Origin of the sequence: Roseateles sp. (assembly GCF_052436255.1) — a bacterium.
In the GTDB taxonomy this organism is placed as follows: domain Bacteria; phylum Pseudomonadota; class Gammaproteobacteria; order Burkholderiales; family Burkholderiaceae_C; genus Pelomonas.
On the sequence record NZ_JBQVNP010000053.1, the window covers coordinates 1 to 12,700 of the forward strand.

Here is a 12,700-nt window from a genome sequence, read left to right on the forward strand (position 1 = left end):
CCCTCCAGCCGCGCGCCCGCCGCATGCCGCAGCAGCCGCCAGCCTTCTGCGGCGTCGGCGCCCAGCCATTCGCGCGCCGCGGGGTTGGCGCGCAGGGCCGACAGGTCGGCCCGCAGCGTCAGCACCGGGTCGGTGACCAGGTCGAGCAGGGCGGTGGTGCCGGGCGGGCCGAACATGAGGGCTCAGCCGCCCGGCGCGGGCGGCGTGATGTGGGCACAGCCGGTGCGGCGCCAGGGCGATCCGGTCATTCGAGCTGGGCGGCCTTGTGCAGTGCCCGCAGCACACAGGCATTGATCTCACCGGCCCCGAGCATCAGCGCCTCCGCGCAGTCCCGGTAGTCGAACACCGAGCCGGCCTCCAGCGCCCGTACCAGCTGCAGATAGGGTTGATAGGGCCCGGCGTCGTCCACCAGTGCCTGGCGCACGCGCTCGGGCACGGGGATGCTTGGCAGCAGCTTCTCGAAGGGTGCCTTCAGCATGTGGTCCAGTAGCGAGAACAGGCCGCAGATGAACATCTCGTCACGCTGTTCGCGCTCGCTCATGTTCTGCGCGAACTCTTCCATCAGCAGGCCGCGGCGCAACGCGCCATACATGATCGGGCGCATGCTGTGGTCCTTGCTGGCCGTCGTCAGCAACAGGGCCAGCCAGCGCTTCATGCGCGCATAGCCCAGCAACATGATGGCGTGGCGGAAGCTTGACACCTCGACCGGCAGGCCGAAGGCCGCGGAGTTGAGGTAGCGCAGCAGCTTGAAGGCCAGGCTGGGGTCGCGCTTCAAGGTCTGCTCCAGGCGTTCGACGTCTTCGCCCTGGTCGACACGCGACATCAGCTCGACGATGACCTGCAGGTCGGCGGCGACCTCGGCCTTGCCGGCATTCGGGGCCGGCTCGAAGGGGCCGTCCATCGGCCAGCCGATGACGGCGCTGGCGCCGGCGTTGAAGCTGGCATCGATGGCCTGGGCACCCTGCACGCCGGCGTGCACCGGCAGCATGCCGCCCGGTGCTGCCTGGCCGGGCTCCACCACCACCTGCTTGAACACGGCGGCCACTTCAGCCGGCAGGGGCGCCTGGGGCAGGCCCTTGAGCAGGCCGCTGTGCCCGGCGGCCTTCAAGGCGGCCAGGGATGCGCTGTGTTCAGGGTCGGCCGCGATGAAGGCGGGCACCTCGATCTGCGTCGGCTCGGCCGGCGGCTGGCTCAGCAGGGCGGCCAGCAGGGCCTCGCCCTGGGGGCTGATGACGGCACCGCCCTGGGGCCAGGTGGCGGCCAGCGCGCCGAGCAGTTCGGCATGGTCGACCTTGGCGTCAGGCCGCAGCGGTACCAGCGTCAGCCGCGTGCCGGCAATGGCGCGCTGCCGGTCGATGACGGGCGCATAGCCCAGGGCGATGCCGGGCAGGATGGCGTGGTCGAGGGCGGCTGGGACGTTGTCGGACATGGCGCGGCGCTGGGTGCGGTGAATGCGGCAGTCTGCCACGGCCTCCCAGGGCCGGCACCGTCAATTCGTGACAGGTGCACGCGCCGCCGCAGGCGGCGGCGCCATCAACCCTGGATGTACTGGAAGAGCGACATGCGCTGCACCAGCGCATAGGTCTTCAGTGCGGTGTCGTAGCCGGTCTGCTGGTTCTGGAACTCGGAGATGCCCTTGACCATGTCCAGGTCCTCGGCGGCGCTCTTTTCCTCGGCGTTGTATTGCTTGAGCGCGGCCAGGCGGGTCTCGGTGCCGTCGATGTTGTTCAGGCGTTCGCCGACCTGGCTGCGCACGTTCTGCAGGCTGCCCATGACGGCGTCGATGTCGCGCATGCGGCCGGTGTTGCTCTGCGCGATCTGGGCGTTGTTGCGCAGCGGCGTCTTGAGCTCGGTGATGGCGCGATCCAGCACGTCGAAGAGCTTGAGCGAGTTGCTGGCCGGCGCGACCGAGAAGTTGTCGCCGTCGGCCGGCGTGCCCGTGACGGCCAGGCTGATGCCGTCGAAGACGATGTTCTGGCCCGAGAGGTAGGGCCCGCCCGCCACGCCCGCGCCGGTATCGGTGTTGGTGACGCTGTAGGTCTGGGCCGGGGCGGTGCCGGCGATGTCGATGCGGTAGTTCTGACCGGTGACCAGCGTCGGGTTGGTGACACGGCCGGAATCGATCCAGGCCGCGGCCGGCTGGCCGGTGATGGCATTGGGGTTGGCGTCGGTGACGAAGCTGCCGTTGCCGCTGCGCGCCTGCTCCCAGGCGGCGCGGCCGTCGATGCTGAGCTGGAAGCTGTCGATATTGCCGGTCTGGATGCTGCCGGCCACGCCGACGTAGGTGACGCCGCCGGCCTGGTCCAGGAAAGGCGGGCTGGCCGAGCCCTGGCCGGAGAACAGGTAGCCGCCGGCGCCGTCGGGGCGGTTGGCAATGGACAGCAACTGGTCGCGGATGCCCTGCAGCTTGTTGGCCAGGCCCTGGCGTTCGGCGTCGGAGTAGCTGGCATTGCCTGCCGAGACCATGGCCTCGCGCGCCTGCTGCATCAGCTCGTTGGCGTCGCCCAGGGCGGACTCGGCCAGCGTCATGCTGTTGCGGCTGGCTTCCAGCGCGCGCTGATTGGCGTCGACACGGCCCATGGTGGCCAGCGCCCGCTCGGCCCGCGCGGCGCCCGTGGGGTCGTCGCTGGCCATGGCGATGCGCTTGCCGGAGGTCAGTTGCATCTGCTGGTGCTGCAGCGTCTGCTGGCGGCGCTGCAGGTTGGCGATGGAAGCGTCGTAGAGGTTGGCGGTGGAGAGTCTCATGACTTACCTCTGGGGCTAGCGCGCAGCGATGCGCATGAGTTCGTCAAACAGGGTCTGGGCGGTCTGCAGCACTTTGGCGGCGGCCTGGTAGCCCTGCTGGAACTGCATCAGCCGCGCGGCTTCCTCGTCGAGGTTGACGCCGGCCTGGCCGGCGCGGTTGGCCTCGGCGTCGCTGGCGACGCTGATCGACACGCCGGACAGGTAGTTGGCGCTCTGCACGCGGGCGCCGATGTCGCTCATCGCAGAGGCATAGGCGTCGTTGATCGTCGAGCCGGCCGTGATGCCGCCGCCGGCCAGCAGCTGGCGGCCGACGAAGCCCTCGGTCTGGATGTTGAGGAAGGCCTTGGCATTGCCGTTGTTGGAGCTGACGTAGACGGTCGGGTCCAGCGAGATCCGATCACCCAGGCGCGGCACGCCGTTGGTGCGCAGCTCGAAGCCGAGGTCGATGCCGGCCGCCGGGTCGTTGCCGATGGCCTGGCCCGGGCTCCAGGTGCCGTTCAGCACCGTGCCGTTGGCCAGTGTCAGCGTGTACAGCACGTTGGCCGGATTGAGCGGGTCGGGGCCGCCGAAGTCGAGCGTCATCGGCGCGTTGGTCGCGTCGAAGCTGCTGTTGACGGCATAGATGCTTTCGATGCTGACCGTGCCGGTGTTGTTGACCGAGGCCGACGCCGTCAGCGGCGCCGCAGCGGCGATGCCGGCCGGGTGGTCGAGCACGCGGCGCATCTCGATGGCCGCAGCGCCGACGGGCTCGATCAGGAAGCTCTCGCCCGGGTTCGGCGGTCCGGGGGTGAAGGCGATCTGGAAGCCGTCGAGGGTGTCGCCGTCGGCGACGGTGCGCACCAGGCCGTCGGACAGCCGTGTCAGCTCGTAGGCACCCGGTGCGCTGGAGGTCAGCTTGTAGCTGCTGGCCTGCAGCTGGCTGGCGTTGACGATGGTCGCCTGAACGCCGTTGACGAAGCTGCCGCCGGGGTTACGCAGGTTGCTGGCCGCGGGCATCACCTTCGGCGTCGCGACATTGAAGATGTTGCCGCCCTTGCCCGGCGGGTTGGACAGGTCCAGGCCGAGGCCGTTCTGCTCGTTGACGCGCGTGCCGATGGCGGCGGCGAGCTGGCCGAGCAGGTTCTTGGCGTCCTGCAGGTCCTTGTTCTGAAAGGCGAGCAGGGCTGTCATCGAGCCGCCGGTCAGTACGCTCTCGTCCAGCGGCCGGCTCAGGCCGCCTTCGTTCAAGGCCAGCACGGCGCGCTGCGGGTCGTAGGCGTCGCCGGCGATCTGCAGCGACGAGGCCTGGCTGCCCAGGACCAGGCGCTGGCCGCCGCCGATGAAGACGCCGACGGTGCCGTCGTCGGCCGACAGCGTCGTCACGGCGACATGCTCGCCGAGCTGGGAGATGAGCAGGTCGCGCCGGTCGAGCAGGTCGTTGGGCGTGTGGCCGGCGCCGCGCGTCTTGGAGATTTGGTCGTTGATGCCGGCGATCTGCCGGGCCAGCTGGTTGACGATGCCGACGGTGGCCTTGAGGTCGCTGACGACACCGGCCTGGATGTCGGCGAGCTGGGCGCCGGCGTTGGCAAAGCGCACGGCCATCTCGTTGGCCCGGCCCAGCGCCACCTGGCGGGCGGCCGGGTCGTTGGGCCGGCTGGTCACGTCGACCATGGCGTTGAGGAACTGGCTGGCCGAGTAGCCCAGGCCGTCGGTACCGGGCTGGAAGACCTTCTCCATGCGCGAGAGCTGCTCGGCGCGCGTGGCGTCGGCCGACGCCGTGGCCTTGGAGCTGGCGGCTTCCTTGGTCAGGAACTCGTTGTGCGAGCGCACGACGGTCTTGACGTCCACGCCCTTGCCGAAGAAGCCCGCGCCGGTGAACTGGCCGGCCGAGGGCGTCAGCACGACAGACTGGCGCGAATAGCCGGGCGAGTTGGCGTTGGCGATGTTCTGGCCGATGGTCTGCAACGCCGCCTGGTTGGCGAACATCGCGCGGGCGCCGAGGGTAAGCAGGCCAGCCATCTCGGTTTCCTTATGCCATCAGCGTGCTCTGCACGCGCTGGGTGGTATGGATGGTCTTGGCGATCTTCTCGGCATAGGCCGGGTCGGTCGCGTAGCCGGCCTGCTGCAGGCCGCGCGCGAAGCCGGCGGCATTGCCGCTCTGGGCCTGCGCGACGACCTTGGCGTAGCGGTCGTTGCTGCCGAGCAGGCGCGCATAGTCCTTGAAGGCTTCGTCGTAGCTGCCGTAGGCGCGGAACTTGGCCGTCACCTTGACCGCCTGGCCGTTGATGACCTCGGTGGTGCGCACGTCGACGGTCTTGCCTTTCCAGCTCGGCGTGGCCTTGATGCCGAAGATGTTGTGGCTCTTGGTGCCGTCGGCGGCCGTGATCTCGCGCTTGCCCCAGCCGCTCTCGTGAGCGGCCTGGGCCACCATGAAGCTGGCCGGGATGCCGGTGGCGGCCGAGGCCGACCTGGCGGCGGCGTCGTGCTGCTGGATGAAGCTCTGCACGTGGTTGGGAATGCCCTTGGTGGCCAGTGCCGGCAGCGCCTGGGCCAGCGTCGTCTGGCTGGCCTTGCGCACGTTCTCGGGCGACAGATCCTGGATGCCCATCTGGCGGGCCAGCTGCTTCTGGATGGCCTCGGACAGACCACCGGGCAGGCCGCTCATCTTGCCGGCGAACTGCGTGTCCAGCATCTCGCTGCCGAGCTGCGTCGCGTTGTTGTCCAGCATGCCGCTGGCCAGCGTGGAGGCGCGCATGCTCTTCATGACTTCCTGCATGAAAAGCGATTCGAACTGCTTGGCCGTCTCGCGGATGCTGGCCTTGGGATCGCGCGAGGCCTGGGCCTTCAGCCCGTTCAGGCTGTCGAGGCTGCCCAGGCTCTGGCCGGAGATAGTTTGAAAGCTGTTGCTCATGGCCGTGATGCCTCGCATGAGTTTGGGCCGAGCGCCGGGCCGCTCCCAAGCCGGCCCGCCGGGCGATGTGCTTGCCGGTCGATCCGGCAAGCATCGCCGTCCCCCCGGGGGACCGACTGGGCTTGCCCGCGTGCAGCGGGAGCAAGACTGGGCGAGGGGCTTCTTTTCGACATCAGATCACCTCAAGCTCGGCATTCAGGGCACCCGCGCTCTTCATGGCCTGCAGGATCGCGAGCAGATCCTGGGGCGTGGCGCCGAGCGAGTTGAGCGCCTTGACGACGTCGGCCAGGCGCGCGCCGGCGGCCAGCTGGATGAGGCTGCCGGGCTCCTGGCGGATCGAGATGTCGGCCTTCTCGGCCACCGTCGTCTGCCCGCCGGACAGGGCGCTGGGCTGGCTGATGATGGGTGTGGAGCTGATGGTGACGGACAGGTTGCCATGGGCCACGGCGCAGGCCGACAGCGTGACGGCCTGGTTCATGACGATGGAGCCGGTGCGGGCGTTGATGACGATGCGGGCCGCGGCCGGTGCCAGGTCGACGGCCAGGTTCTCGACGTCGGCGAGGAAGGCGACGCGCTCGTCCGGCGTGGCCGGCGCCTTCACGCGCACGACGCGGCCGTCCAGCGCCTGGGCGATGCCGGCGCCCTTGGCCTTGTTGATGGCCTGGGCGACCGCGCGGGCGGTGGTGAAGTCGCTGCTGTTGAGGTCGAACTGGATGCTGTCGCCCTGGGCCAGCGGCGTGGGCACCGAGCGCTCGACCAGGGCGCCTGCCGGGATGCGGCCGGCGCTGAGGTGGTTGATCTGCACCTTGGAGCCGCCGGCCGAGGCGCCGGCGCCGCCGACCACCAGGTTGCCCTGGGCGATGGCGTAGACCTGGCCGTCCGCGCCGCGCAGCGGCGTGGCGATCAGCGTGCCGCCGCGCAGGCTCTTGGCGTTGCCGATGGACGAGACATTGATGTCGAGCTGCTGGCCAGGTTGGGCGAAGGCCGGCAGCGAGGCCGTCACCATGACGGCGGCGATATTGCGCGGCTGCATGGTCACGCCCTGGGGCAGCAGCACGCCGAACTGCTGCAGCATGGCCGTCAGGCTCTGGCCGGTGAACGGCGCCTGGGTGGTCTGGTCGCCGGTGCCGTCCAGGCCGACGATGAGCCCATAGCCCGTCAACGGGTTGGAGCGCACGCCGGCGATGGACGCGACTTCCTTGATGCGCGCGGCTTGCACCGGTGCGACCGGGGCCAGCACGACGGCCAGGGCGAGGAGGAGGGCTTGCAGGGACTTCACTCGGCAGATTCTGCGCATGCTTGAGCCCGCGAAGCCGGCGAAAAGGGCGTGGACGCCCCCGCTTTTCCGAACTGAGAGATGAATCCAAACAAAAGCCACGGAAGGCGCAGAGGCCGGGCAATGAAGGCCTCTCGAAGTGGTCTGTGGCGCTGCTGCTGTGCAGCGCGCGGCGTGAGCAAGAGACCCGGACACGGTGTGACCACGGGTGTGACAGCGCGGCCAAGGTTTCGCGACAGGTTCCAGAATGTATCTGTTCGTAAAGTTTGCTTGCACCCGTCGCTCGCAAACCCTTCATGCCGCCTTTCGAACTGCTGACCGTTATTCACGTCGTCTTCTCTTCCCGGATCGCAGGCGGTGAACGGCATTGCATCGACCTCGCCAACGCCCAGGCGGCGCTGGGGCACCGGGTACATGTCATCGGCTCGGCGGGGTCTGCGGTTGCGGGCGCCCTCGCGCCGCGGGTGACCTTCCATGGCTTGCAGCTGCCGCTGCTGCGGGGCTGGCGCGTCGCAGCACTGGCGCGGCGACTGGGTGCCGACATCTGCCACGGTCACCTTGGCCCTGCCTGCAAGGCCGTCGCACGCGCTGGCGGCTCGACCCGTATCGGCACGCTGCACGTCGGCTACAAGCCGCACCACCATGCCCGGCTGGACGGCCTCGTCTGCGTCAACCGCGCCCAGTACGACGGTCTGCCGAAGGCCGAGAAGCAGGAGGCCAGCGTCATCTACAACTGGGCGCCCGAGCGTGACACTGCGGCGCGACGCCAGACCGACCTGCGCGCCGAACTGGCCCTGGCACCGGGCCAACTGCTGGTGGGCAGCGTGGGCCGCCTGCATGTGAGCAAAGGCATGGACCTGCTGATTCAAGGCTTCAAGGCCCATGCGCCGGCCGAGGCGGTGCTGGTCATCCTGGGCGAGGGCCCGGATGAAGGTGAGCTCAGGAAGTTGGCTGGCGGCGACCCCCGCATCCGCCTGCTGGGCTACCGCAGCGATGTGGACGCAGCGCTGAAAAGCTTTGACCTCTTCGTATCACCGTCGCGCGAGGAAGCCTTTCCGCTGGCCATCCTGGAAGCCATGCGCGCCGGCTGCCCCGTGCTGTCCACAGCCACGCAGGGCCCGCAGGAGATGCTGGCGGGCCAGCCCGCCCGCCTGGTGCCTGTGGGCGACGCCGACGGCCTCGGCCGTGCCATTGCCGAAGAGTTGGCTCGCTTGCGAGCGCTGCCGGCCGAAGACCGTGCCTTGCAGTACGCCACGAAGGCCTACGACCGCGGCGATGCGGTGGCCCGCACACTGGGCTTCTACCGTGACGTGATGCGCCGCCAAGCTGCACAGCCGCAGCATCTGGACGACGAGGAAAAGGCGATCATCGCCTGATGCTCAAAAGGCCCCGTACCGACTTCTGGCAGGTCGGCATCGTCCCCCTCCTCATCGAAGACGTCACCGCCTGCGCCCTGCAGGCCGCGCGCGAGCGCATCACGTGGCTGCCCGGAGCGGGCCGCTGGCGCTACCTGGCCGACCCCTTCGGCCTGGTGCGGGGCGATGCGCTGCATGTCTTCGTCGAGGCCTTCGACTACCGCACCAAGCGCGCCAACATCGAACGCCATGAATTCGCGCTGGCCGACCTCACCTGGCGCGGCCACACGACGGTGCTGGACAAGCCCTTTCACCTGTCCTACCCCCAGGTCTTCGAGCACGAGGGCGAAACCTGGATGGTGCCGGAGAGCTTCCAGGCCGGCGAGATCGCGCTCTATCGGGCGGCCGACGACTCGCTGGACCACTGGGAGCGCGAATGTGCGCTGATCGGTGGCGTGCCGGGCGCAGATGCGTCGCTGATCGAGTACCAGGGGCGCTGGTGGATGTTCTACACGCTGGTCGGCCCCGGTGCGCGCGACCAGCGCGAGTTGCACATCGCCCACTCGCCGATGCTTGCCGGACCTTGGGAACCGTTGGCCGGCAATCCGGTGCGCGTGAGCCGCGAGGGCGCGCGCCCGGCCGGGCGGCCGTTCATCGGCCGGGACGGCGTGCTGACGCTGCCCGTGCAGGACAGCTCGACCGGCTACGGCGGCGCCACCCGGCTGTTGCGCTTTCCAATGCTGTCGCCGGAGCGCGTTGACATCGACGCCGGCGCCGAACGCCTGACGGGCGACCTCGTCAGCGCCAGCCATACCGCCGGGCTGCACACGCTGAGCGGCTGCGGTGCGTTCACGCTGATCGACGTGAAGCGCATCGACCGCTCCCGCGGCCGGCAGTGGCTGGATATGAAACGTCGCGTAAGGCGGTTGTTGGGCGGCTGATACGGCAGCGGGCAGATGACGGCGCTCGCGGTCTACGATGGCTGCCATGAGCCTCCAGCCGTCCATCGCCGAACGCATCGCTGCGCTGACGGCGGCGCTGGAATCGCAGGTCATCGCCTGGCGCCGTGACCTGCACCAGCACCCCGAGCTTGGCAACCGCGAATTCCGCACCGCGTCCATCATTGCCGAGCACCTGCGCAGCCTGGGGCTGGACGAGGTCAAGACCGGCGTCGCCCACACGGGCGTCGTCGGCCTGCTCAAGGGTGGCATGCCCGGCGGCGCGGATGGCGGCGTGGTGGCGCTGCGCGCCGACATGGACGCCCTGCCGGTCACCGAGGAAGTGGAGCTGCCCTTTGCGTCCAAGGTGCGTGCGGTCTGGAACGGCGAGGAGGTTGGCGTCATGCATGCCTGCGGGCATGACTGCCATGTCGCCATCCTGATGGGCGTGGCCAGCATCCTGGCCAGCCTGCGGGCCGACATCCCCGGCAGCATCAAGTTCATCTTCCAGCCCGCCGAGGAGATGCCGCCCGAGGGCGAGGAGGGCGGTGCTGCTTTGATGATCAAGGAAGGCGTGCTGGAGAACCCGACGCCCAGCGCCATCTTCGGCCTGCACGTCACCTCGCGCCAATCAGCCGGCGTGATCGGCTACCGGCCCGGCCCGACGATGGCGAGTTCCGACAAGCTCAAGATCACGGTGCTGGGCAAGCAGACCCATGGCGCGGCGCCCTGGCTGGGGATCGATCCCATCGTCACGTCGGCGCAGATCGTGCTGGGCCTGCAGACCATCGTCAGCCGCACGCTGGACCTGAACCGCGAGCCCGCCGTCATCACCATCGGCGCCATCAAGGGCGGCGTGCGCGAGAACATCATCCCGGACTCGGTGGAGATGCGCGGCACCATCCGCAGCTTCGACGAAGGCATGCGCGACGCCATCCACGAGCGCATTACCACGCTGGCCGAAGGCATCTCCTCAGCGTCGCGGGCGACCTGCAAGGTCTGCATCACCAAGAACTATCCCGTCACCCGCAACGACCCGGTGCTGACCGAGCAGATGGTGCCCACGCTGACGCGCGTGGCCAGCACGGGCCCGCGGCCCATGGACATTGAGGTGGTGCCCAAGGCGACGGGCGCTGAGGATTTCTCCTTCTTCCAGCGCCTGATCCCGGGGCTGTTCTTCTTCGTCGGCGTGACGCCGCCGGAGATCGAGCCGAGCCAGGCCTATTCCAACCACTCGCCGCGCTTCGTCGTCGACGAGCGTGGCCTGGAGGTGGGCGTGCGGGCGCTGGCGAATCTGGCGGTGGACTACCTGGGCTCGCTCAAGGTCTGAAAGGCCCGCAGCAGGCGGACGCCGGTCGCTCAGGGTGGTGGGTCGATGAACGCCGGCTCTTCGTTCGGCCCTTGGGCATCGGCCGCAGCTGGCGAGGCTTTGATTTCCGGTCCGTTGCCGGCGTCGCCAGCACTGCAGCATTCCCGAGACGCCGCGCAGGCCGCCCCTGGGCGGTGCGTCCTCGTTGGCGTACTCTCCATGCAAGGTCTTCGGGCTGCTCACTGCAGGCCGCATGTGGAGGGGGACATAACGATGATTGAGCCGTACTTGCCCGAATCCCGAATCCTGCTCGTCGATGACGAGCCGGGTGCGATCCGGGTCATGCGCAACATGTTGTCTGAGTTCCGGGAACTGACCTTCGCTCGATCGGGTGCCGAGGCCTTGCGCCAGATCCGGGCTTCGCGGCCTGACCTGGTCATCGTGGACGTCAACATGCCGGGCATGTCAGGGCTGCAGCTCTGCGACCAGTTGCAGGCCGATCCGGAACTGAAGGACATACCGGTCATCGTGGCGACGGCGGAGCAGTTGACGAGTGTCGAGTCCGCCGCATTGCAGCGGGGCGCCGTGGACTTCGTCACCAAGCCCCTGGTGCCGGAAACCTCATCGCCCGCGTGCGATGTCATCTGCGCGCGCGCGAACTGGCAGAGCGTGTGCACCAGAGCGTCGCCGCAGCGCAGCCCGCCGGCGCGCCCAGCCAGGCGCCTGCTCGCCTGCTGATCGTCGACGACGACGTCGGCGCCATCACCTTGCTGCAGCGCACGCTGTCCGACCTCGGCTCCATCCACTACGCCACCACAGGAGCCGAAGCGCTGCGTCTGTCTCACCAGATGCGTCCTGACCTGGTGATGCTGGATGTGCACATGCCCGGGTTGGACGGCTTTGCCGTCTGCGCGGCGCTGAAGGCGCAGCAGGAGTTCAAGCATGTGCCCGTTGTCTTCGTCACCCGCTACAGCGACGCGGCGAACGAACAGCGCGCCCTTGACCTGGGGGCGGCCGACTTCGTTCGCAAGCCCGTCGAGGCCAATGTGTTGCGTGCGCGGGTGCGCAACCTGCTGGCGCTCAAGGCGCGCATCGACGGCGAGCTGCGTGCGCTCAGCGAGCATTGGCGCCGCTTGGCCGACTCTCGCGTGGCCGACCTTGTCAGGACTGCCGGTGACGGCGTCATCAGTTGCGACGCGAGCGAGCATGTCATGTTGGCGAACGCGGCCGCGGCCCTGCTGGTCGGCAGGCCCGGGGAGTCCCTGGTGGGCATGACGCTGGGACAGCTTCTGCCCAACTTTTTGCCTCTGCTGGAGCTGGCGCTGGCCATGCCCGTGCGGCTGTCGGTACCGGGTCCCCATGATCGGGCGCGGCCGCTGGAAATCCGGGCCTCGCGTTCGGAAGACCGGCTGCTGTTGACACTGGTGATCCGCGATATTTCTGAGCGCGAGCAACTGGAGACCGAGCAGCGCGCGCGAGCGGTGGCCGAGGCCGCCGCACAAGCCAAGTCCCGCCTGCTGGCCTTCGTCAACCACGAGATGGGGGCGCCGCTCAACGCCGTGCTCGGCTTCTCTGAGGTCATGCGCGGCGACGATCTCAACCCCTGCCGCCGGCCCAACTCGCCCGGCTGGGCCGCATCGTCGAGGGAGCGCAACAAGCCCAGCTCTTGATGTCCGACCTGATGGACTGGTCGCGGCACGAAGCAGGCAAGCTGTCCGTTAACCTCGGCCCGGTGGATGCTGGAGCCTGCCTGCGCCAGGCCATCGAATCCGTCCGGCCTGCGGCTGATCGCGCCGGCGTTGAGCTGACGATGGCCGAGCCCGCGAGCGTCGCCCCCGTGCTGGCCGATGCGCGGCGGCTGGTTCAATGCATCACCAACCTGCTGACCAATGCGATCAAATACAACCGCAAGGGCGGCAGCGTCAGGACGGAACTCTCGCGGCTGGGCTCCGACATGCGCATCGATGTGCGAGACCAGGGCATTGGCATGACGACGGCCCAGTTGTCTCACCTGTTCGAACCCTTCAACCGGCTCGGGCTCGAGACCTCCGCGCTGCCCGGCACCGGCCTGGGGCTGGTCATCACCAAAGGCCTGGTCGAAGCGATGCAGGGCAGCCTGCTGGTCGAGTCCGTGCCGGGGCAAGGCGCCCGTTTTTCCATCGTTCTTCATGTTGCAGTCCACTAGAG

The 12,700-nt window shown here is 68.8% G+C and carries 11 protein-coding genes; 6 read left to right on the forward strand and 5 right to left on the reverse strand.

Features of this window, described 5'->3' with window-relative positions; all coding sequences use genetic code 11:
- Nucleotides 1-244: 244 nt before the first annotated feature.
- The 5 genes from ACT6S0_RS13680 to ACT6S0_RS13700 all read right to left on the reverse strand — a co-directional run bounded on the left by ACT6S0_RS13680 (nt 245) and on the right by ACT6S0_RS13700 (nt 6,932).
- Nucleotides 245-1,429, reverse strand: a complete 1,185-nt coding sequence (locus ACT6S0_RS13680) for an EAL and HDOD domain-containing protein (protein ID WP_444764380.1) — start codon at nt 1,427-1,429, stop codon at nt 245-247.
- Between the two features lie 104 nt (nt 1,430-1,533).
- Entirely contained in the window at nt 1,534-2,745 is a 1,212-nt protein-coding gene (flgL, locus tag ACT6S0_RS13685) for a flagellar hook-associated protein FlgL (protein ID WP_444764381.1), read from the reverse strand.
- Between the two features lie 15 nt (nt 2,746-2,760).
- Nucleotides 2,761-4,743: a flagellar hook-associated protein FlgK gene (gene flgK / locus ACT6S0_RS13690; protein WP_444764382.1), complete on the reverse strand. Its 1,983-nt coding sequence runs from the start codon at nt 4,741-4,743 to the stop codon at nt 2,761-2,763.
- 10 nt (nt 4,744-4,753) lie between these two features.
- The gene (gene flgJ / locus ACT6S0_RS13695) at nt 4,754-5,635 is read right to left on the reverse strand and encodes a flagellar assembly peptidoglycan hydrolase FlgJ (protein WP_444764384.1); all 882 of its coding nucleotides are present in this window, start codon (nt 5,633-5,635) and stop codon (nt 4,754-4,756) included.
- Between the two features lie 172 nt (nt 5,636-5,807).
- Entirely contained in the window at nt 5,808-6,932 is a 1,125-nt protein-coding gene (locus ACT6S0_RS13700; RefSeq protein WP_444764385.1) for a flagellar basal body P-ring protein FlgI, read from the reverse strand.
- Between the two features lie 275 nt (nt 6,933-7,207).
- Between ACT6S0_RS13700 and ACT6S0_RS13705 the strand changes: the two genes are divergently transcribed.
- The 6 genes from ACT6S0_RS13705 to ACT6S0_RS13730 all read left to right on the forward strand — a co-directional run bounded on the left by ACT6S0_RS13705 (nt 7,208) and on the right by ACT6S0_RS13730 (nt 12,698).
- The gene (locus ACT6S0_RS13705) at nt 7,208-8,287 is read left to right on the forward strand and encodes a glycosyltransferase (RefSeq protein WP_444764386.1); all 1,080 of its coding nucleotides are present in this window, start codon (nt 7,208-7,210) and stop codon (nt 8,285-8,287) included.
- Nucleotides 8,287-9,207, forward strand: a complete 921-nt coding sequence (locus ACT6S0_RS13710) for a glucosamine inositolphosphorylceramide transferase family protein (protein ID WP_444764387.1) — start codon at nt 8,287-8,289, stop codon at nt 9,205-9,207. Before ACT6S0_RS13705 ends, ACT6S0_RS13710 begins: the two co-directional genes overlap by 1 nt.
- Before the next feature lie 46 nt (nt 9,208-9,253).
- Nucleotides 9,254-10,534: an amidohydrolase gene (locus ACT6S0_RS13715; protein WP_444764388.1), complete on the forward strand. Its 1,281-nt coding sequence runs from the start codon at nt 9,254-9,256 to the stop codon at nt 10,532-10,534.
- A gap of 252 nt (nt 10,535-10,786) precedes the next feature.
- Nucleotides 10,787-11,251, forward strand: a complete 465-nt coding sequence (locus ACT6S0_RS13720; protein ID WP_444764389.1) for a response regulator — start codon at nt 10,787-10,789, stop codon at nt 11,249-11,251.
- Entirely contained in the window at nt 11,185-12,183 is a 999-nt protein-coding gene (locus tag ACT6S0_RS13725; protein ID WP_444764390.1) for a response regulator, read from the forward strand. The genes ACT6S0_RS13720 and ACT6S0_RS13725 overlap by 67 nt, the downstream gene beginning before the upstream one ends.
- Nucleotides 12,183-12,698: a sensor histidine kinase gene (locus tag ACT6S0_RS13730; RefSeq protein WP_444764391.1), complete on the forward strand. Its 516-nt coding sequence runs from the start codon at nt 12,183-12,185 to the stop codon at nt 12,696-12,698. Before ACT6S0_RS13725 ends, ACT6S0_RS13730 begins: the two co-directional genes overlap by 1 nt.
- Nucleotides 12,699-12,700: the final 2 nt, after the last annotated feature.

Coding starts and splice junctions, on each gene's coding strand:
- ACT6S0_RS13680 (WP_444764380.1), bottom strand. CDS start 1,429: ATGTCCGACAACGTCCCAGCCGCCCTCGACCACGCCATCCTGCCCGGC.
- flgL (WP_444764381.1), bottom strand. CDS start 2,745: ATGAGACTCTCCACCGCCAACCTCTACGACGCTTCCATCGCCAACCTG.
- flgK (WP_444764382.1), bottom strand. CDS start 4,743: ATGGCTGGCCTGCTTACCCTCGGCGCCCGCGCGATGTTCGCCAACCAG.
- flgJ (WP_444764384.1), bottom strand. CDS start 5,635: ATGAGCAACAGCTTTCAAACTATCTCCGGCCAGAGCCTGGGCAGCCTC.
- ACT6S0_RS13700 (WP_444764385.1), bottom strand. CDS start 6,932: ATGCGCAGAATCTGCCGAGTGAAGTCCCTGCAAGCCCTCCTCCTCGCC.
- ACT6S0_RS13705 (WP_444764386.1), top strand. CDS start 7,208: ATGCCGCCTTTCGAACTGCTGACCGTTATTCACGTCGTCTTCTCTTCC.
- ACT6S0_RS13710 (WP_444764387.1), top strand. CDS start 8,287: ATGCTCAAAAGGCCCCGTACCGACTTCTGGCAGGTCGGCATCGTCCCC.
- ACT6S0_RS13715 (WP_444764388.1), top strand. CDS start 9,254: ATGAGCCTCCAGCCGTCCATCGCCGAACGCATCGCTGCGCTGACGGCG.
- ACT6S0_RS13720 (WP_444764389.1), top strand. CDS start 10,787: ATGATTGAGCCGTACTTGCCCGAATCCCGAATCCTGCTCGTCGATGAC.
- ACT6S0_RS13730 (WP_444764391.1), top strand. CDS start 12,183: ATGTCCGACCTGATGGACTGGTCGCGGCACGAAGCAGGCAAGCTGTCC.